The organism is Shewanella oneidensis MR-1 (genome assembly GCF_000146165.2).
Lineage (GTDB): Bacteria > Pseudomonadota > Gammaproteobacteria > Enterobacterales > Shewanellaceae > Shewanella > Shewanella oneidensis.
Window position 1 is genome coordinate 350,228 of sequence record NC_004347.2, and the last position, 21,155, is coordinate 371,382.

Annotated in this window: 18 protein-coding genes; 3 read left to right on the top strand and 15 right to left on the bottom strand. The window is 47.4% G+C overall.

Annotation, left to right across the window (positions count from 1 at the left end; genetic code table 11):
• The 6 genes from prpC to SO_RS01670 form a co-directional block, all read right to left on the bottom strand.
• Complete coding sequence (gene prpC, locus SO_RS01645) at positions 1-1,128, bottom strand: bifunctional 2-methylcitrate synthase/citrate synthase (RefSeq protein ID WP_011070709.1); 1,128 nt, start codon at positions 1,126-1,128, stop codon at positions 1-3.
• 234 nt (positions 1,129-1,362) lie between these two features.
• The gene (prpB, locus tag SO_RS01650; RefSeq protein WP_011070710.1) at positions 1,363-2,241 is read right to left on the bottom strand and encodes a methylisocitrate lyase; all 879 of its coding nucleotides are present in this window, start codon (positions 2,239-2,241) and stop codon (positions 1,363-1,365) included.
• Positions 2,242-2,304: 63 nt separating this feature from the next.
• Positions 2,305-3,069 carry a GntR family transcriptional regulator gene (locus SO_RS01655; protein WP_011070711.1) on the bottom strand — a complete coding sequence of 255 codons (765 nt, stop codon included), beginning with the start codon at positions 3,067-3,069 and terminating at the stop codon, positions 2,305-2,307.
• Between the two features lie 454 nt (positions 3,070-3,523).
• The gene (locus SO_RS01660; protein ID WP_011070712.1) at positions 3,524-4,465 is read right to left on the bottom strand and encodes an acyltransferase; all 942 of its coding nucleotides are present in this window, start codon (positions 4,463-4,465) and stop codon (positions 3,524-3,526) included.
• Between the two features lie 7 nt (positions 4,466-4,472).
• The gene (locus SO_RS01665; RefSeq protein ID WP_011070713.1) at positions 4,473-5,375 is read right to left on the bottom strand and encodes an acyltransferase; all 903 of its coding nucleotides are present in this window, start codon (positions 5,373-5,375) and stop codon (positions 4,473-4,475) included.
• A 100-nt stretch (positions 5,376-5,475) separates the two neighbouring features.
• Positions 5,476-7,002 (bottom strand): YifB family Mg chelatase-like AAA ATPase, encoded by a 1,527-nt coding sequence (locus SO_RS01670; RefSeq protein ID WP_011070714.1) that lies wholly within the window; start codon positions 7,000-7,002, stop codon positions 5,476-5,478.
• Positions 7,003-7,218: 216 nt separating this feature from the next.
• Here SO_RS01670 and SO_RS01675 point away from each other — a divergent pair, with 216 nt between their 5' ends.
• Positions 7,219-8,334 carry a DUF1963 domain-containing protein gene (locus tag SO_RS01675; protein ID WP_011070715.1) on the top strand — a complete coding sequence of 372 codons (1,116 nt, stop codon included), beginning with the start codon at positions 7,219-7,221 and terminating at the stop codon, positions 8,332-8,334.
• A 16-nt stretch (positions 8,335-8,350) separates the two neighbouring features.
• Here the strand turns inward: SO_RS01675 and SO_RS01680 are convergent, their stop codons facing one another.
• The 5 genes from SO_RS01680 to SO_RS01700 all read right to left on the bottom strand — a co-directional run bounded on the left by SO_RS01680 (position 8,351) and on the right by SO_RS01700 (position 13,783).
• Complete coding sequence (locus SO_RS01680; RefSeq protein WP_011070716.1) at positions 8,351-8,947, bottom strand: response regulator transcription factor; 597 nt, start codon at positions 8,945-8,947, stop codon at positions 8,351-8,353.
• Positions 8,947-10,026, bottom strand: coding sequence for a sensor histidine kinase (locus tag SO_RS01685; protein ID WP_011070717.1), 1,080 nt, complete (start codon positions 10,024-10,026; stop codon positions 8,947-8,949). The genes SO_RS01680 and SO_RS01685 overlap by 1 nt, the downstream gene beginning before the upstream one ends.
• A gap of 87 nt (positions 10,027-10,113) precedes the next feature.
• On the bottom strand, positions 10,114-10,812 hold the full coding sequence (locus tag SO_RS01690; protein ID WP_011070718.1) for a tetratricopeptide repeat protein: 699 nt from the start codon (positions 10,810-10,812) through the stop codon (positions 10,114-10,116).
• Between the two features lie 185 nt (positions 10,813-10,997).
• On the bottom strand, positions 10,998-11,948 hold the full coding sequence (locus tag SO_RS01695) for a calcium/sodium antiporter (protein ID WP_011070719.1): 951 nt from the start codon (positions 11,946-11,948) through the stop codon (positions 10,998-11,000).
• 170 nt (positions 11,949-12,118) lie between these two features.
• Positions 12,119-13,783, bottom strand: a complete 1,665-nt coding sequence (locus SO_RS01700) for an AMP-binding protein (protein WP_011070720.1) — start codon at positions 13,781-13,783, stop codon at positions 12,119-12,121.
• A gap of 474 nt (positions 13,784-14,257) precedes the next feature.
• On the opposite strand from SO_RS01700, the gene SO_RS01705 reads away from it, so the two are divergent.
• Positions 14,258-15,460 carry an IS256-like element ISSod4 family transposase gene (locus SO_RS01705; protein WP_011070721.1) on the top strand — a complete coding sequence of 401 codons (1,203 nt, stop codon included), beginning with the start codon at positions 14,258-14,260 and terminating at the stop codon, positions 15,458-15,460.
• 106 nt (positions 15,461-15,566) lie between these two features.
• Positions 15,567-17,420, top strand: coding sequence for an alkyl/aryl-sulfatase (locus SO_RS01710; protein ID WP_238560542.1), 1,854 nt, complete (start codon positions 15,567-15,569; stop codon positions 17,418-17,420).
• 199 nt (positions 17,421-17,619) lie between these two features.
• On the opposite strand, the gene SO_RS01715 is transcribed toward SO_RS01710, so the two are convergent.
• From SO_RS01715 to gmk, 4 genes are read right to left on the bottom strand one after another with little or no spacing between them, the layout of a single operon-like run.
• The gene (locus tag SO_RS01715) at positions 17,620-18,003 is read right to left on the bottom strand and encodes a RidA family protein (protein WP_011070722.1); all 384 of its coding nucleotides are present in this window, start codon (positions 18,001-18,003) and stop codon (positions 17,620-17,622) included.
• A gap of 24 nt (positions 18,004-18,027) precedes the next feature.
• A complete protein-coding gene (gene spoT / locus SO_RS01720) occupies positions 18,028-20,133 on the bottom strand; it encodes a bifunctional GTP diphosphokinase/guanosine-3',5'-bis pyrophosphate 3'-pyrophosphohydrolase (RefSeq protein ID WP_011070723.1) in 2,106 nt (701 codons plus the stop codon).
• Positions 20,134-20,176: 43 nt separating this feature from the next.
• Positions 20,177-20,455, bottom strand: a complete 279-nt coding sequence (gene rpoZ / locus SO_RS01725) for a DNA-directed RNA polymerase subunit omega (protein WP_007651394.1) — start codon at positions 20,453-20,455, stop codon at positions 20,177-20,179.
• A gap of 58 nt (positions 20,456-20,513) precedes the next feature.
• Positions 20,514-21,137, bottom strand: coding sequence for a guanylate kinase (gmk, locus tag SO_RS01730; RefSeq protein ID WP_011070724.1), 624 nt, complete (start codon positions 21,135-21,137; stop codon positions 20,514-20,516).
• Positions 21,138-21,155 lie beyond the last annotated feature (18 nt).

Genomic DNA, 21,155 nt, shown 5'->3' on the forward strand with positions numbered 1-21,155 from the left:
TTAACGGTTGGCAATGGGGATCACTTTGCGTGGCGATACACCCACATAATCGGCACTTGGACGAATGATGCGGTTGTTTGAGCGCTGCTCCATCACATGTGCCGTCCAACCCGTTACCCGTGAACAAACGAAGATTGGAGTAAACAGCTTGGTTGGAATGCCCATAAAGTGGTAAGCACTGGCATGGAAGAAGTCGGCGTTGCAGAAAAGTTTTTTCTGTTCCCACATTAGTGCTTCACAGGCGACCGATACGCGATAGAGGCGATCATCGCCATAATCTGCTGCCAGTTTTTCTGACCATTCTTTGATGATGGCGTTACGTGGGTCTGAGTCACGGTAGATGGCGTGACCAAAGCCCATAATCTTTTCTTTGCGCTCGAGTTTACCCATGAGCACATCGCGGGCATCGGCTTCGTCTTTCATATCTTGGATCAGTTCCATCGCCGCTTCGTTGGCGCCGCCATGCAGTGGGCCACGTAGTGAACCGATTGCGCCAGTCACGCAAGAATGCATATCCGATAACGTCGATGCACACACACGAGCGGTGAAGGTTGAAGCATTAAACTCATGCTCTGCATACAGAATTAACGAAACGTCCATTACTTTGGTGTGCAGGGCAGAAGGCGCTTTGCCGTGCAGCAGGTGTAAGAAATGGGCGCCGATTTGATCGTCATCGGTTTCGGTGTCGATACGTACGCCATCGTGGCTAAAGCGATACCAGTAGCAGATAATCGATGGGAAGGCCGCCAGTAAACGGTCGGCAATTTGGCTTTGCTCGCTAAAGCTGTGCTCAGCTTCGAGGTTACCCAGCATAGAGCAACCGGTACGCATCACATCCATTGGATGGGCGTCGGCAGGAATGCGCTCTAACACTTCTTTTAATGCCTGTGGTAGGCCGCGCATGCCTTTGAGTTTGGTTTTATAGGCCGCAAGTTGTGCTGTGGTGGGTAATTCGCCGTAGAGGATGAGGTAAGCGACTTCTTCGAAGGTGGCGTTTTCGGCCAGATCCTTCACATCGTAACCGCGGTAGGTCAGGCCGCTGCCCGATACACCTACAGTACTTAGTGCAGTCTCACCCGCGCTTTGGCCACGTAATCCTGCACCCGTTAATTTTTTTGCGTCTGACATAATCCTTCCCTTCCGTTAACGCTATGGTTATTGCAGACAGGCTCAATATCACCGTCTACCTTTTTGGTTAAAGCTGCATAAATGTTGACTAAATACAGAGTGTTAGCCTTATGTAGGGTTGCAGCGTATCGGTGATGCATAAGCCGTTATTTGAGGTCACAGCTTGTGCATCTGGGTATCAGTAACAACGCGAAGCCTGAGCTTCTACTGACGTCCATGGTCTGTACTTATCTTTTACTTATCTTGGCTAAATAATTGGTCTAACTTGTCTTCAAAGGCGTGGTAGCCCAAGTACTTATACAGATCCGCACGGGTCTGCATAGTGTCTAAGACATTGCGTTGATGACCATCATTCATCAACGCTTGCATCACTTTCAGCGCGGCTTGGTTGGCAGCGCGGAAAGTGCCGAGTGGGTAAAGCACCATGTCGGCGCCCGCTTGCGCGAGTTCTTCTTTGTTGAACAATTGGGTTTGGCCAAATTCTGTCATGTTCGCCAGGATCGGCGCCTTAACCTGAGCCTTGAAGTGACGGTATTGGTCAAGTTCAGTTAGGGCTTCGGCGAAAATCATGTCGGCGCCAGCGGCGATATAGGCTTTTGCACGTTCGATACCCGCTTCTAAACCTTCAACGGCAACCGCATCGGTACGCGCCATGATCACAAAGTTAGGATCGGTACGGGCATCGACGGCGGCCTTGATACGGTCAACCATTTCTTCAGTGCTAACAACGGCTTTGTTTGGTCTGTGGCCACAACGTTTTTGTGAGACTTGGTCTTCCATGTGCACAGCGGCAACACCGATTTTCTCAAATTCTTTAATGGTACGGGCGATGTTAAAGGCGCCGCCCCAACCGGTGTCGATATCGACCAGCAATGGCAGTTGAGTTGCTGAGGTGATCCGGCCTGCATCGATCAGCACGTCATTCATCGAGGTCATACCTAAATCCGGTAGACCGTAGGAGGCGTTTGCTACGCCTGCTCCCGACAGATACAGGGCTTGGAAACCGGTTTGCTCCGCCATTAAGGCGAAATACGCATTGGTGGTGCCAACGATTTGTAAGGGTTTTGAGTTAGCAAGAGCTTGGCGAAAACGTAATCCTGCGCTTTGGGTCATGGTCTTGTCCTTATCCAATAAAAAGTACTGAACGATCAGTATTCGATGCTTATGGGCTGCGACTTAGCTGATATTGGCTAAGGTTTCTTTCGCGGCGGCGTTAGCTTGCAATTCAATCAAGCGTAATTCGGTATTTTTACGGCCTTGCTCAATATGGCGACGCATCAACAGGCTAGCGAGTTCACCATCACGCTGGGCAATGGCTTCGACTATGCGTCTGTGTTCGGCAATGGCTTTTACTGGGCGGTTCTTATTGGTGCACTGATAGCGATACATCCGCAGCAGATGATAAAGCCCGCCAATTAAGGTTTCTTGTAGATGTTTATTGCCGCTGGCTTGGATGATTTGATAGTGGAAGTCGACATCGCCTTCCTCTTGGAAATAGGTATCGCCATTGGCCAGCGCGGTTTCTTGCACCGCGAGTAAGTCTTCTAACTTGGCCAGTTGTTCTGGAGTAATACGGCTGGCGGCGAGTTCACAGGCCATGCCTTCGAGCACACTACGTAATTGATATAAATCGTTTAACTCACTCACTGTGAGTTGAGCGACACGGGCACCGACATGGGGCGCACGGACTACAAGGCGTTGTCTTTCTAAGGTTTGCAGCGCTTCGCGGGTCGGGCCGCGGCTGATGCCGTATTTTTCGGCGAGGGCTTGTTCGTTGATCTTACTGCCGGCAGGCAGTTCGCCCTTGATGATGCTGGTTTGTATTTGCACCAAAATTTGATCGGCTAAGGTAGTCGACGATTTTTCGCTGGCGAGGGATTTCACCTTATTCACACTGCTTAGGCTGCTATCTATCGTGAATGTAGAATCTTGCTTCAACATGCTGCGCATCACTTATTGATTGCTGGATTGTCGACAATGGGTAAAAAATAGTCCCGTTAAATATTATTGTCAACAATATGTTTACTTAGACGTAAGTCTATACTTTAATGGATTTTGATTTAATTGATTGTATTTAATTATTATTTTTTATTTATGCTATGTCGTTAAATTTTTATTTTATATTTTTTAATTGATAATTGTCGACAATGTGATGTTGAGTTAACCTGACGGGGGACATGGTTGACTGCTAATGGGTGCAATTTAGTAGTCGATGATCGTTGACGCAGATTTATTGAGCCGTTTTGATTGGAGGATGAAGCGGAGTCATGCTAGTCGATGACGTGCTTACTCGAGCAGGCGGGGAGCCGTGATGGCGGCTAGATTGGCTAAAATGAGTGGCTGAACTGGCGGGCTAAGCAAAGCCTAACCCGGTTCATTTTAGATTGTATTGTGTCTAGTGTGCTTGAGTGCGCGCGCTGGTGGCGCTATCCGTTAGTTGTTGATGTTGCGCTAAAAGTTCGGTGATTTGCTCATCTTTTTCCGCCCAAACTTGGTTTAACCAACGTTGGAAATCGACGCGATATTCCGATTCTGAAAAATAGCGCGTGGCATCGACCTGAGGTACTGGCAGAGCGCGTACGCGAACGATAATCTTGCGTACTTTGCCGTTCATTACCCCAAATAACACATCGTCTGGCGCATCCGGATACACTAACGTCACATCCAGTAGGTTGGTAAATTGCTCACCCATGGCGGAAAGTGTAAAGGCAATACCACCTGCTTTAGGCCGAAGCAAATGACGGTAAGGCGAATCTTGGCGCTGGCGTTTATCTTCGGTAAAGCGGCTACCCTCAACATAGTTGATAATTGATGTGGGCATATTTTTAAACTTTTCGCAGGCACGGCGAGTGGTGGCTAAATCTTTACCCTTAAGTTTTGGATTTTTCTTGAGTTTTGCCGGGCTGGTTCTGTCCATAAACGGCATGTCGAGCGCCCAGCAACCTAGGCCCATAATAGGCACATAAATCAGCTCTTTCTTGAGGAAGAATTTCAGCATGGGGATATGGTTACGCAGTAGGTAAGTCTGCGCTGCAATATCAAAGCCACTGAGGTGGTTACTGATCAGCAAGTACCAACTGTTTTGATTCAGTGATTCAAGTCCTTCAACATCCCATTCGATTTTGGCAATTAAATACAAAATACCGCCATTGCAGGTCGCCCACGCCCACATAAACCGGTTCATTAACGCCGTGACGGCATTACGCGCGCTTTGAACTGGCATCAACATTTTCACCAAACCACCAAGGCAGACCAAACTTCCCCAAAGGGCAGTATTGATGATCAGCAAGCTCAGGCTGAGCATAAACAGCACTGGACCGGGGAGAAAATTCAACATAGGAGTGTTACCTTACTTCTTTGTCTGCTTGGCTAGCGAGTTGGCTAATCACTTGATCTTTAGCGAGCCACAGTTCGTTCAATTGTTCTTGGAAGCTAATTTTAAAATCGCGATCATTCATATAATCGCCACGCATATCTGGCGAAATATCCGTCACTGTTATGTGTACTTTAACCTTTGGCAGCTTGCCTGTCAGGTAGTCCCAATAGCTTGGTGTGATATCTGGGTAGTAAATCGTGACATCGACTAATTTGTGGATTTGCTCTCCCATGGCTGATAGCGCAAAGGCCATACCGCCCGCTTTGGGCTTTAACAGATGTTGGAACTGTGAGTTTTGCTTTGTATGTTTGGCCTTGGTAAAGCGTGTTCCTTCGACAAAGTTCATCACGCTCACGGGCTTAGTTTTAAACTTTGCGCAGGCTTTACGGGTGATTTCGATATCCTTGCCTTTGAGTTTCGGATTCTTTTTGAGCTGTGCCGTGCTATAGCGGCGCATAAAGGGGAAATCTAATGCCCACCATGCTAGCCCTAACACGGGCACATAAATCAGTTCTTGTTTAAGAAAGAATTTCAAAAATGGGATACGGCGATTAAATACGCGCTGCAGGATCAAAATATCCACCCAAGACTGATGATTCGCAATCACCATATACCATTCTTTGGTGGAGAATTGGGTCTCGCCCGACAGCTCAATTTGCACTGGGTGCAGCACACGTTCAATCACCCCATTGACGCTTATCCAAGCGCTGGCACAAAAGTCGAGAAAATAGCTCGTCGCCGTTCTTAGCGAAGGCAAAGGAATAAGTTTAATGAAGCTGCCAAGAACAATGGGTACAACCCAAAACAGCGTATTCACGACATAGCCTAAGAAAGCTATGCACCCTTTTAATTGTGAAAACAAGGTCCCCATTCGTGCCTCCTGATAAAAATTGGAGGCCTATGTTACTCGGTGTCGGCGTTTGGCTCAATCTTACAGCAGCTGGTTGGGGCATTTGTTAACATTTCGAGCCTCAATACTGTTGGGATAAACGGGCCAATAATTTATCCATAGCCCGATATCCCAAGGCTTGGGCTAGGTGACGCCTTTCGGTATTGGGGGCCTGCTCAAGGTCGGCAATGGTGCGGGCGACCCGTTGAATACGATGGAAGCTGCGCACGGATAACCCGAGTTTGACGACACTTTGTTCTAAAAAACTCAGATCGGTATCAGTGAGGCCACTAAATTGCTTAAGCTGTTTGCCTGATAGTTCACTGTTTAGTACGCCAGCTCTGGCGAGTTGAATATCGCGGGCGCATTTCACTCGTTTGGCGATTTGATGGCTGGTTTCGCCTTGCGCCGACTGTTGCGTTAGGGTGCCTGCGGGGAGTTTAGGGACTTCGATAGTGAGATCAAATCTATCTATAAACGGGCCAGAGAGTCTGGCGAGATAGCGCTGGATTTGGTCTGGCGTTGCCCGATTGGGGCCGTCGATATCGCCGCTCGGGCTGGGGTTCATGGCGGCGATCAATTGAAAGCGGCTTAAGAAGGTCAGTTTTGCCGCCGCGCGGGAGATCACCACTTCACCTGTCTCCATAGGTTCACGCAGACAGTCGAGCACTTTACGAGGAAATTCAGCAACCTCATCCAAAAATAATACTCCGCGATGGGCCAGCGAAATTTCGCCAGGCTTAGGAATGCTGCCGCCACCGACTAAGGAAATAGAGGAGCAAGTATGGTGCGGCGCACGAAATGGCCGCTTAAGAAAATCCTGCGGTTTGATATTGATGCCCGCGACGGAATGAATTGCAGCCACTTCTAAGGCTTCTTCATAATTGAGTGCAGGTAATAGTGCCATCATGCGGCTGGCTAACATGGTTTTCCCCGTGCCGGGTGGGCCTAGCATCAATAGGTTATGGTTGCCTGCGGCGGCGATCTCAAGTGCTTGTTTAGCTTGGTATTGACCTATCACCTCGCTAAGGCAAGGTGTGGATTCCACTGGCTCATTCGAGATCCACTCGAGTTGCTGCTCCAGCATGGGGAGTGGCGCTTGTCCATGGAGAAACGCCGCTAAACTTTGCAAATGGGAGCCAAAGTAGACCTTAGGGTAACCAACTAACTCAGCGTCGTGGCGATTCTCAAGCGGCAGAATTAACTGATTATTTTGGCGTTTAGCCGCAATGATTGCTGGTAGTAATCCTTGGCAGTAGCGGATTTGCCCTGAGAGGGCAAGTTCGCCAACAAATTCGGTATCCTTAAGGCTCGTGGCGGGGATTTGCTCTGAAGCGGCTAGAATGCCGATGGCGATAGGTAAATCGTAACGGCCACCTTGCTTGGGTAAATCCGCAGGGGCGAGGTTGACGGTTATTCGCCGCATCGGAAACTCGAATCCTGCATTGATCAAGGCGCTGCGCACCCGCTCGCGGGCTTCTTTAACTGAAGCTTCTGGCAAACCCACCAGATTAAAAGCCGGCAGGCCATTACTGAGATGGACTTCAACCGTGACTTCGGGCGCTTCAACACCACAACTGGCTCGGGTATGCACGCAGGCTATCGCCATAAACAAATCCTTTTGTTGATCTTTTTAGCTGAATTTTAGTGTAGCAGTAATTAACGCAAGGGGTTTCTTATCGCCTAGGTCGTTGCTTGCCTCGTAAGCAAACCCTTTACTCTGACTTTGCAGTTACTGTGATAGCTTTGGCAATTTGCCTTATTGGACGATAGCAAATAGTTGATAGAAATGATAAAAAGCAAACATTGGAGTCGTGAGGTAAATATGGATATGTTGTTAGCAGAAAATTCTCCCATTCGTCAGCAGCTGCTAGAGCAAAAGCTGGCGCAGTTTAAAGACCCGCATCTTGCCCATACGCTATCGGCATTTATTCGCAGTAGTGTCGATCTCTATCCCTGTGCAATCGAAGATTATGCTCAGTTAGGCAATAGTCGGCTGGGTGGTTTACCGGATTTGCCTGTGGGAATGGATTACCCTGTCACTCTGGTCGGGCGGGAGGCGATGCTTGATGTTTACGCTGAGGAATTCGACCGTGAACATATCATTGATTGTTGGCGGGAAGATTGGGCTGAAGAGGATTACCATTGGGACGAGGCCGCGCAAGCCTTTCACGTTCCAATGCAATTTATCGGGCAACTCAATTGTGGTGAGCTGAAGGAGTTACAATCCTACTTGCCCCGAGAGGGGCTGTTACTGTTCTTTTTGGAGCAGTGGCGTTTTTCGGGAGTGCTTAGAGGTCACGTTTATTACGTTACTGAGGGACAGAAACTTAACCCAGGACAAGCTATGCCCGCGCTTAAGTTTGACGGTGATATGTGTGAAATCTATGAGACTGCTTATCAACTTCAAGGGGTTGCAAGCATTAAGACGATTAGCTCTCACATGATTAGTCGTCAAAACCCGCATTTATTGCGGTTAGCCGAGGCGCGTTTACATGCGTTACCTCAGTCGCAGCAAGCGAGGGTGATGGAAGCCATCGAGGATGAGGATTATGACGGGGCACCTGAGTGGCAGGATCAGTTTTACTTGCCAGACAAAGTGAAAATGAGCCATCTGGGGTTGATCCCCGGTCAGATTGTCACTCAAGCACAATGGGCAGCCTTAGCCGATAAACAGTTATCCTGCTGGCAGAAATTGATCACCCCCGAACAGCCGCTGCCCTATTATGATGGGTTTGCCAGCATTAACGACTATGGTTTTAGTCAGCATGAAGCCCCCGAATTTCATGCCGCTTCTGCGTTAGGTGGCAATGCTGAAGATTATCTGGTGTTGCTTAAAGTCCGTCACAGTGAGCTGAATAATGAATTGAATTATATTATCCACCGGGACGATTTAGCGTTAGGAAAATTCGATCGCATTTACTGCATTTATGATTATTAGTTCATTGAAAGGTTGGCTACAGCCAACCCTTTTGCTTTGCGATGCGGGCAGCATCGATTCGGTTGCTCGCATTGAGTTTGGCGATGGCCTCGGATAGATAGTTACGAACAGTGCCTTCGGCAATAAAGAGCATGTCGGCAATTTCGGCGGTGGATTTGCCTTCGCTGGCAAACCGTAAGGCGCGGCGTTCTTTATCATTGAGGGGGTCGATATCACCAATTGCCATCATGGCAAGCTCAGGATCGATGACGCGTTTACCCGCCATCACTTGTTGAATTGAACTGACTAGGGTTTCTGAGGGCGCATCTTTTAGCAAAAATCCACCGACACCCGCTTCGATAGCGCGTTTAATGTAACCCGCGCGGCCAAAAGTCGTGATCACCACCACTTTGGTTTGGCTGTGCTGCTCCTTTAGCCAAGCGGCTAGCTCCAAACCTGTTCGTCCCGGCATTTCAATATCCGTCAGTAACAGGTCAAAATGCTGTTGTTTGAGAAGGGTTAATGCTTCGTCGCCATCGCTGGCTTGGGTAATGGTAAAACCGCCAGCAAGGGTTAACAGTGCCGCCAGTGCGCCGCGCACCATGGCTTGATCTTCCGCCAATAGAATCTTCATTAAACTGTTGCTCCCTGCAAAGGTAGACTGACGGTAAAGGCGTATCCCTGCTCAAGATTATAACTGAAATGACCTCCGAGGCTATCGAGACGCTCACGGATCCCCGTTAGGCCATTGCCTTCGATAAAGGGGCTTGCTGAGGCATTATCTTTGACTTCAACGAAGAGCGTATTTTCTTGCTCGCGAAACGTGATACTGCATTGGCTGGCGCTGCTGTGGCGCAGAATATTATTCACAAGCTCGGTTAAAATGAGTCCTAGCTGGCTTTCTGCTCTGGCGGGCAGTTTTGGTAATTCTCCAATCAGCTCAACGTAGATGCCTTTATCCCGGAGTGAGTGACATAGCTGAGTGATGCAGCTGGCCAGCCCCTTATGTTTATAGTCACAAACCGTGTGCCTGATTTGGCTCAAGCTTTCCCGGGCGATTTGTCCTAGCTCTTGCAGTTGAGTCGTTGCAAGTTGATATTCTTGTTTCGCCAGTAGTTTTTCGGCCAATTCAGCCTTTAGAGCAATCGATGACAAACTGTGCCCCATAATATCGTGCAAGTCTCTGGCGATACGCTCCCGTTCAACCATAGTGGCTAAAGTGCTGATCTCCTGAGCACTTTGTTGCTCCTTCAGTTTGTGGTGGTAACGTCTTCGTTCCGCCACGCCTAACATGCCAACACCTAACACTAATAATGTTCCATAGAGTGGAAAATACAGATTGTTAAATTGATTCAAATAGTTGAGTAAGAATAACAAAACTACGACACCAAACCAGCAAAACACGCTGACTCTAATGGGATAGAAGAAACCAATAAAGAAGCTTGCAAAGGTAAAAAGCGATATGGACCCTGGATTGATTGGGGTGACCACGGTGGCCAAGACTAGCATGGCGATAATCGGCCGATAGGCGCTACGAAAATTACAGCGGTAGGTCCAAAAATAGCAGTAAATAAAGGGAACCAGTACAGCTAAGATTAATATGATTTGCCAGCTAGAATAAGGCGTAATAAACAGCGGGATCAGATAAAACACGAGGTTTATCAGATAGACCCATGCGAGCTTTTGTTCCAATTGTAGGGGGGTGTTTGTCATATCGCTTCGCCTTAGATCCTTTTGTGGCTGCTGATAGCGGGATTGGCAGCAAAATTGTGCCAATCCGCTGTTCAGGTCGCTTCGCGGTTATTTTGCACTTATTTGCTGATTTTGTTGAAGTAAAAACTTAGCCCAGCCGTAATTTTTATCAAGACTCAATGCCTGTTGCCAATCTTCCATCGCGCCTTGGGTATCACCCAATTCCTGCTTGGCAAGTCCACGCCAAGTGTAAGCCTCTGCCTCACCCCAGCAAATAGTGTCACAGGGCTGGGCAAAGTGCTCAATAGCGGTACTGGCAAGTGTTTTAGCATTTTGCATGCTGCCACCAAACATGGCGGGAGTGTTATAGGCGGCAATTGCCTTAATTAATGCAACGCGAGGATTTTGTGGCTCGAGTTGTTCGGCGCTGGCAATGGCTTTGGCAGATTTGATACCCAGTATTGCACCTTTGCTATTGTCTAAAGCGATTTGCATGCTATAAACGGATGATAATAACGCCAGTGATTCGGCATTTTCCTGGCTGCTGGTTAAGGTTTCAAGGCTGGTTTGCGCAGAAGTTAAGGCACTATTTGCCAAGGCTTTTTGCCCCATTACATTGGCAGAAATGGCTAAACGGTAATTGGCGTAGGCGCTATCATAGTCCTGACTAACAGTGCTGAGTTGTTGTAATTTATCGAGACCCAGCGTATTGGCCGCGTTATCTATCGCTGTGATATTCATGCTCGATGCGGCGACAACCGATGTGCAAGCGAGTGCAAGGCTTGAGAGGAGTAATAGTGTTTTCATGGTATTTCCTTATTGAAGAGATAGCCCATTGCTTGGGTACGGCTTCATTATCAGAAATCCCTCGACACGATTGCAGACACAAAGGTCATCAATTAGGCATGACAAATGTCATTCCTTAACGGCTAAATAGCAAAACACCGGAGTGGCTCCGGTGTTTTAGTAAGCTTAGGTGAACGCTTAAATCGTTAGACTACTGCTTGGGTACTGGCTTGGTTAACGAGGTAAATCAAATAGCCAAGATAGGCTATAAGCAGCGTGGCACCTTCACGGCGGCCAATACGTAGTCCTGTCCAAGCAAAAGGTAAAATGACCACGGCAAAGGCGAGCATTACGATAAAGTCTAAGGATTGGAAACCAAGACCCGACACGGGATAAACAATGGCGGTTACCCCAAGAATACCTAATATATTAAATATGTTAGATCCCACAATATTGCCTATTGCAATATCACTTTGGCCTTTGAGTGCCGCTAAAACTGAAGTCACTAATTCAGGCATACTTGTACCAATAGCGACAATAGTAAGTCCGATAATGATTTCACTTACGCCAAAGACTTTTGCTAAATCAACCGCACCATTCACAAATAGAATTCCTCCGCCGACAAGCATGCTGATACCGACAGCAATGAATAGCAGCGATAATAAGGGATTCTTGGGGCCTTCTTCGATAACCTCACCATCAGCATCGTTAGTGTTTTTAGCGCTGAAATAGCTGAAAACTAAGTAGCCCAGCATGAATGATAATAAAATCACCCCATCAATCAGGCTGAGTTCGCCATCTAACAGCAAACCCCAAAACAGCATAGATGCCAAGATCATGATAGGAATATCACGCTTAACCATTTCTGATTTGACTTCGATAGGGCGTATTAACGCGGTGATCCCGAGGATCAGGCCAATGTTGACAATGTTGGAGCCAATGACATTCCCAAGTGCGATACCGCTGTTGCCTGCTAGTGCCGCTTTAACGCTGACCGCAAGCTCCGGAGCGCTGGTGCCAAAGGCGACAATGGTTAAGCCAATCACTAGGGGAGTTATGCCTAAACGCAGCGCAATTGTGGTTGCTCCGCGAACTAAGGCTTCTGCGCCTAAGGTTAAAATAAGAAAGCCGCCGATAATTGAAAGTGCAATAAGCATTTTGGACTCTGTTAAACCTGATTGAGTGAATTGATTTTAAGGTGTTTCACCTTAAGTTGGCAGGCACACATGATACTTGTGTTTAACCTGTTTTGACAGAATATGTCATAAAAAGCACACCTAAAAGGTGTGCTTTAGTTACTTTGATAAAAGCTTAGGGTTTTGAGCAATTATTTTTTCGCTAACTCATCTTCCCAACGTACTTGAGCACCACGGATCCCATCGACACGTTCGCTAAAGGCTTTCTCGAGTACATGGCGTTTGATCTTAAGCGTTGGCGTTAGTACATCGTTTTCGATAGACCATGGCTCATTCACTACTACAATGGCATCAACATGTTCGTGGGATTCTAAATGTGGATTCACACTATCTAGTGTCGCTTTTAGGGAGGCGCGCACTTCTTCGCGGGCTTGTAAGTTGGCACCTTCAGAAAGCTGCACTAATGCGACAGGATGCGGCAAACCTGAACCTATGACGCAAATCAGTTCAACATGGGGATCTTGCGCGAGTTTGCGCTCAATCGGCACTGGTGCAACGTATTTACCCTTAGCGGTTTTAAAGTTATCTTTCACCCGACCCGTTATCGTGACACAACCATCGGCATCTATGGCGCAGAGATCGCCCGTATGGAAAAAACCATCCGCATCAAAGGCCGCTGCAGTCGCTTCAGGTTGCAGATAATAGGCTGTCATTAGACCAGGGCTCTTGATGAGCAGCTCACCATCCTCACCTTGGCGGATTTGGCAATCCTGCACCGGTTTACCCACAGTGCCGATTTTACGCACATCGAACGGGTAGTTAATGATGGAGTAAGCACAGTTTTCCGTCATCCCCCAGGCCTCACAAATATTCAGACCAATACTGTGATACCAGTGAATGAGTGAAGGTGGAATAGGCGCAGAACCAGAGCCGAGTAAACGGCAATGGTTGAGTCCTAAACCTTTGTGGATTTTGTGTTTCACCAAGCTGCTGATGAGCGGGATCTTGAGTAGTAAATTGAGTTTGCTGACACCAATCTTGTCGATAATGTTCTTTTGGAACAGGCTCCAGAGGCGTGGAACAGAGAAAAATACCGTCGGTTTAGCACGTTGCACGTCGGCCACAAAGGAGTCCAAACTTTCAACGAAGGCGACTACGCTGCCTGAATAAAAGGACGATCCTTCGATCGCGACTCGCTCGGTAATGTGGGCTAAAGGCAAATAGGATAACAATCTATCATTACCATTAGTACGTAGATCGCGCACAACCGCTTGGCAGGTCCAGCCATAGCTAGCAAAAGTTTGAATCGCACCCTTAGGTTGGCCTGTTGAGCCCGAGGTATAAATCAGCGTCATTATCTGGTCGGGTTCGGGCAATGGCGCTTCAATTAATGGATTGCCCATATTGAGCAATTGTTCCCATTGATATTGGGCTGGCATGGTGTCGTAGGGCATCGCTAGGCGCAATAATTCGCCACCGACGCCAGCCTCTTGGTCAGCCCAATGATCGAGTTTACCGAGGAAAATCGCTTTCGCACCACTGTGTTGCAACACATAGCGGATAGTATCTGGATTCGCGGTAGGGTAGATTGGAACGCTAATATAGCCGCCGTGCATCAGGGCGAGATCGGTGATAAACCATTCGGCGCAGTTTTTAGACAGAACGGCAATCTTATCACCCGGCTCTAGACCTAAATGACGCAGTGCTCCGGCGAGTTGCTGGACTTTTTCTTGTACTTCATTCCAAGTGAAATCAAGGTACTGTCCCTTGATTGGCTGGCGCAAATAAATCTCATCCCCACGCGTATTCGCCCAGTGCGCCAGCATTTCAATTGGCGTCTTAATCGCTTTATCCATAGGCAATTCCCTGTTCTTTATTGTTATTTTGACTCTTTCACCTTAGGCATCAGTATGGCTATTTTTGTGATGTAGCGCAAATAATTTACGGAATGGTGGAAGACTTAAATGAGGCTAAAGGCTACAAAGGTAGTATGAAATTAAAATGAAGCTTAAGAGAGGTCATACCAATGAAAATAAATGGAATTCTTTTCAGTCTACATAAGATGTATTGATGAGACTGATTACTTACTGATAAATCATAGATGTTGATATCGTAGTTAATTTACAACTGTTAGCTTATTTTACATTTCCTAGCGAGATACTAACATTTGATAGCATCCATCCCTAAATGGTCTTTTGGAGTTATACAAATGAAACTTAAGCTTATACCGCAAACTATAGCGATGTTATTTCTATCAAGTTCAGTATTACTGCGGTAGTGTTCATAATTCTGTGTCATTTCAGTAAAATATTCAAAAACAGGAATGACACATGACCCAACCTTTTAACTTCGAACAAGCCCTTAAAGATCTGCAATCAGGTAAAAGCCTCACAGGTAAAGACAGCATTCTTGGCCCACTGATCAAGCAACTCACTGAAGCGGCTCTCCAGGCTGAGCTTGAGCAGCATTTAGCGCATGATCCTCAGCCTAATCGTAAAAATGGCAAAACCCCTAAGACCATTAAGCATCCGTCCGGTAACTTTGAGTTAGACGCGCCTAGAGACCGCAATGGCACCTTTGAGCCTCAGTTGATTAAGAAAAATCAAACTACACTAACCGATGAAATCGAACGTAAAGTGTTATCGATGTTCAGTATAGGTATGAGCTATCGCGATATTAATCAACATGTTGAAGATATGTATGGGCTCAATGTGTCTAACGCAACAGTAAGCGCCATCACCGACAAACTCATCCCCGAACTTAAAGCGTGGCAACAGCGCCCATTAGATAGCCATTATCCTATCGTTTGGCTTGATGCGATACATTATAAAGTCAAAGAGGATGGGCGTTACGTCAGTAAAGCCGTTTACACATTGTTAGCGCTTAATATGAAAGGAAAAAAGGAAATTTTAGGGCTTCACTTATCCGAAAATGAAGGCGCTAATTACTGGCTATCCGTACTGGCCGATCTTAATAATCGTGGTGTAAAAGATATTCTTATCGCCTGTGTTGACGGCTTGACCGGTTTCCCTGAGGCCATAGCCAGTATCTTCCCTCATACGGAAACACAGCTATGCGTTATCCACCAGATCCGCAACTCAATGAAGTATGTCGCCTCAAAAAATCAGAAAGCGTTTATGGCTGATTTAAAGCCTGTGTATCGAGCCGTGAGTAAAGAAGCCGCAGAGATGGCATTGGACGAACTGGAGGCCAAATGGGGTGATGCTTATCCGTTGGTAATCAACTCTTGGCGTCGCAAATGGCATAATTTGTCCCATTATTTTAAGTACCCAGAACATATCAGGAAAGTGATTTACACGACCAATGCGGTTGAGGCTGTGCATCGCCAATTTAGAAAGCTCACCAAAACCAAAGGTGCATTTCCTAATGAAAATAGCTTGTTGAAGCTACTTTACGCAGGCATATTAAACGCCTCAGATAAATGGACTATGCCAATCCACAATTGGAGCCTTTGTTTATCTCAGTTAGCGATTTATTTTGAAGGACGTTTAGATAGCGTGCTAGAAATTTAAAAATTAGCCTGACACAGAATTTTGAACGCCCTCATTACTGCAGTCAGCATGGGCCGTTGTTTCTCCTAAACCAGCCTCTGAATTCACGATAAAAGCTAATCAAAATGTGCAAAAAACTTTGCCATTTAATAACAAACAAGATTTTGAGGACGCTCAACGAGGCTTTATTGCTAAACCTGAAACTCTGACTATTAAGGATGACAAGGGCAATGTCGTTTGGGATCTGGAGCAATATAAGACTTATATAGGCCTCGATAAGGTTGCACCGAATACTGTCAACCCCAGCCTGTGGCGTAATGCCCAGCTCAATATGCAGTACGGCTTATTCAAAGTGACTGATAAGATTTATCAGATTCGTGGGTTTGATCTTTCAAATATTACCTTTATTGAGGGGGAAAAGGGCTGGGTTGTTTTCGATCCGCTTATTTCTCCAGAAACCGCCAAAGCTGCACTTGCTTTTATTAACAAGACGTTGGGAGAGCGTCCAGTGACTGCAGTGGTTTATAGTCATTCTCATGTGGACCATTACGGCGGTGCTGCTGGGTTATTTGCTTCGCCAGATGAAGTGTTGAGAAATAAGGTCGAAATCATTGCTCCAGAGGGATTTACTGAGCACGCAGTTTCTGAAAACGTTATCGCGGGTAATGCCATGGCTCGTCGTGCTATCTATATGTATGGAGCTTTATTACCCCGTAATCCTCAAGGGGGAGTCAATGGTGGTTTAGGGCAAACGACTTCAACAGGAATACCTTCTTTACTGCTGCCAACTAAATTAATTGAAAAAACAGAGGAAGAGGTCACCGTAGATGGAGTTCGCATGGTGTTCCAGTTGACACCTGGCACTGAGGCCCCTGCTGAGATGAACACTTGGTTCCCCGATAGCAAGGCTCTTTGGATGGCAGAAAATACCACTAGCACTATGCACAATATTCTCACTTTAAGGGGAGCTCAGGTTCGTGACTCTCTGAAGTGGGCAAGCTTCCTCAATGAAACAATTGAAATTTGGGGCTCTCAGGCAGAAGTTAAATTCCAGAGCCATCATTGGCCACGTTGGGGAAACACCTATATTGTTGATTATTTCAAGAAGCAGCGGGATCTATATAAATACATCCACGACCAGTCAGTACGCCTGATGAACATGGGTTACACTGGCGAAGAGATCTCGGAGCAAATTGTTTTGCCCCCTGAGCTCAATGACTTCTGGCCGAACCGTGGCTATTACGGTACCTTGCGTCACAACAGTCGCGCCGTTTATCAACGCTATATGGGTTGGTACTCTGGCAACCCTTCGGATTTGGACAATCTACCACCTGAAATGGTCGGTCCCAAATATATCGAGTTTATGGGCGGCGAAAAGGAGGTATTGATAAAAGCCAAAGCTTCCTTTGATAAGGGTGAATATCGTTGGGTCGCAGAAGTGCTCAAGCATCTAGTTTTTGCTAATCCAGACAATAAAGAGGGCAAGCTCTTGCTTGCTGATGCGTTGGAACAGCTGGGCTATCAGGCCGAGTCTGGCCCATGGCGCTCAGTCTATCTGCAAGGCGCTTATGAGTTACGTAATGGCGTTCCTTCCGGTGGTGGCACTGTGACTGCTACACCAGATACCATTCGTGCAATGACCCCAACTATGTTGTTTGAGTATCTGTCTGTGCGTATCAATCCAGAAAAGGCTGCTGGTAAAAAGATGATCATCAACATGAATTTCACTGACATCGGCGAGAAACATACCCTGAGTCTGGAAAACGCTGTGCTTAATCATACGACACGCTATGCAACTAAGCCTGATGTAACTATTACCTTAAGCAAAAAAGTGATGGATGATATTCAGCTCGGTCAGGTCACGTTGGAGCAAAAGATTGCCAGCGGTGATATTAAGATTGAAGGGGATCAGCAGAAGTTTAACGACTTCTTCAGCATGCTTGATAAGTTCAACTTCTGGTTCAACATCGTTACCCCATGATGTAGCGCATTGCTAGCAGATCACTGCCTCATTCAGTAAATGAGGCAGATTTCTTTGTGGCCCTAACAACTTTAAGCCTGCATTTTCAGGTTGTTTGGTATTGTGCTAAGAGTCAGAGGGGGGAGCAGTCTTTAGATAAGGTTGTCAATTCATCGACAACCTTGATTGATGGGTTATTTAAAACTTAAAACTGAAGAGTTTACAGCTCCATCACGCCGTCCATTTCGACTTGCGAATCTTTGGGTAACTGCTTCACACCGATAGCGGCACGGGCTGGATAAGGTTGGCTGAAATAGCGGCTCATGATTTCATTCACTTTGGCGAAGTGGCTTAAATCCGTCAGGAAGATATTGAGCTTAACGATATCGTTGATAGTGCCGCCAGCAGCGGTACAAACAGCGGTTAAGTTTTCAAACACTTGCACGACTTGCGCTTCAAAATCATCGCTCACGATTTGCATTGTGCTTGGCACTAGCGGAATTTGGCCTGATAAATACACAGTGTTGCCCACTTTTACCGCTTGAGAATAAGTGCCAATTGCCGCAGGGGCGTTTTCAGTCGCGATAATGATTTTTTCTGCCATGACGTTCTCTCTAAAATAAGTGGATTAACGATTACGGGATGTGCGGAGCACTTCGGGCAGTACCCGGATACGGCGCATCACGTTAGCTAAATGGATCCTGTCTTTCACCGAAATCCGCAGGTTAATCAGATAAACCCGACCATCGCGCTCTTCGGTGCTGAGGTTGTGAATGTTCGAGCCTTCGGCGGCGATAATCGAGGTGATTTTGGCCAATGCGCCTTGGTGGTTAACAATTTCCACCCGCAGATTCGCTTGATATTCAACACCTTCGACATTGTCCCACTGGACGGGAATATATTTATCTGGCTCGCTCTGATAGCCGCGAATGTTAGCGCAGTTTTCCATGTGCACCACCAAGCCTTTGCCTTGGCTCACGTGGGCAATCACCGCATCACCCGGAATGGGGCGGCAGCAATTGGCGAAGGTGACTAACATACCTTCGGCGCCACGGATTGGCATCTGGTGGGAATCGCGGCTTTCTTGATTCTCAAGATTATCGCCAATCAAACGTTGGGCGATCACAATGCTCATGGCATTGCCAAGGCCGATATCGGCGAGTAAGGCGTTTAAACTAGCGTGCTTAGTATCGCGCACGACTTTTTCAATCTGTTCCGCTGGAATACTATCGAGCTTAGTCTTGCCGAGTGCATGGTTGAGCAGGCGGCGACCGAGTGCAATCGCGTCATCACCCTTAAGGCTTTTCAGTACTTGGCGGATTTTAGCGCGGGCCTTACCTGTTACCACAAAGTTCAGCCAAGCAGCGTTCGGGCGCGCGCCTTTGGCGGTAATGATCTCAACGGTTTGGCCGGAGATTAATGGCTGGCTTAACGGATAAGCTTGGCGGTTCACGCGGGCACCAACGCAGGTGTTACCCACATCGGTGTGGACTTCATAGGCAAAGTCGACGGCGGTGGCGTTAACCGGTAATTCTAAAATACGGCCTTCGGGAGTAAACACATAAATCTCTTCGGGGAAGAGTTCGGTTTTAACGTTTTCCACGAATTCGAAGGAGGTGCTGGCGCTCTGTTGCAGTTCCAGCAAGCTTTGCATCCATTTGCGGGCGCGGACTTGGGTTGTTGTACCTTGGCCGGTTTCGGCGCCGCCTTTGTAGGCCCAATGTGCCGCAACCCCTTTGTCGGCCATTTGATCCATATCTTCGGTACGTATTTGGATCTCGACGGGCACACCATGTGGGCCGAACAGGGAAGTATGTAGCGACTGGTAACCGTTGGCTTTTGGGATAGCAATATAGTCTTTAAAGCGACCAGGACGCGGTTTATACAGGCCATGCATGGCACCGAGCACGCGGTAACAGGTATCGATGGAGTCGACAATCACCCGGAAGGCGTAGATGTCCATGACTTCTTGAAATTGCAGCTCTTTACTCTGCATCTTGTTGTAGATGGAGTAGAGGTTTTTTTCGCGGCCTTTGACTTTGCCTTTAATGCCCGCATCGTTTAGGCGGGTTAACACCGCAGCCTCAATACCTTGAATGAGTTCTTTACGGTTGCCGCGGGCGGCTTTCACCACTTCTTTCAGCACTCGATAGCGCATGGGATAATAGGCTTGAAAGCCTAAATCCTCTAGCTCAGTCTTGATATTGTGAATACCAAGTCGGTTGGCTATCGGCGCATAAATCTCTAGGGTTTCACGGGCAATACGACGGCGTTTGTCAGGACGAAGTGCGCCTAAGGTGCGCATATTGTGGGTGCGGTCGGCAAGCTTGATGAGAATAACGCGGATATCCTGCGTCATTGCCATCATCATTTTGCGAAAGTTTTCTGCTTGAGCTTCTTTCTTATCGCGAAATTTCAGCTTGTCGAGCTTAGACACCCCTTCAACCAATTCAGCCACCGATTCGCCAAACCGCTCGGCTAAATCTTCTTTGGTGACATAGGTATCTTCGATGGTATCGTGCAGCAATGCCGCCATCAGCGTCTCATGGTCGAGACGCATTTCGGCGAGGATGCGGGCGACCGCAACCGGATGGGTAATATAAGGTTCGCCGCTAGTGCGCATTTGCCCTTCATGGGCATCACGCGCAACTTGGTAAGCCTGCTTGAGCAATTCTACCTGTTCAGGTTCTAAGTAACCGGAAGCAGACTCCTTTAGACCTTCAAACAGATACAAGTGGCAGCTCTCCTTTACCCAAACAGGTGTGACTCAATGAGACTTATAGTGAACGGCCTTCAGCGATGGCTGCAACAGCTGCGATTTCAGCAGCTTCGCGCTCACGCACGGTTTGACGCTCATCAGCATCTAAAGTGTGAGCATTCACTAAACCTAGTTCGATTTCACGCAGGGCGATAACCGTTGGCTTGTCGTTCATCTCTTCAACCATAGGGTCTTTACCCTGCACGGCGATTTGGCGAGCACGACGCGCCGCAACCAGGATCATATCAAAACGGTTGCCGATTTGTTCTACGGCGTCTTCTACAGTTACGCGAGCCATGTGTTGAAACTCCAGTTTATCTAGGGAAAAAATGACGCAAAATTGTACACTATGGCAGTTAGCCTGCCAACAGATCGTTAAGCATATCATTTTGCGCGTGGATCTGACTAGCACCCGTTAAGCGTTGGCTGCGAATGATCGCCCGCAGATCCGCCAGTGCTGTGTCAAAATCGTCATTGACGATAATAAAATCATATTCTTTATAGTGCGACATTTCAGAAACCGCCTGTGCCATACGGCTGTCGATCACATCCTTGCTGTCTTGGCCACGGCCGGTCAGGCGACGCTCTAGCTCATCCCGTGAGGGTGGCAGAATAAATACGCCAATGGCCTCTGGCATAACCGCTTTGACTTGCTGGGCGCCTTGCCAGTCGATATCGAGGAACACATCAATACCTTGGGTTAAGGTGTGCTCAATCACATGGCGCGATGTGCCGTAGTAATTGCCAAACACTTCTGCCCACTCAAAAAAGGCATTTTGCGCGATCAGTGCTTTAAATTCTTCAACATTAACAAAATGGTAGTGCTGACCATTGATTTCACCAGGGCGTGGCGCGCGGGTGGTGTGCGACACTGAAACCTGCATATCGGCAGGTTTGTCTTTCAACAATGCCGAAATTAGCGAGGATTTACCCGCACCACTTGGCGCTGACACAATAAATAAATTTCCGCGTGCGGTCATGAGCTAAATATCCAGTTG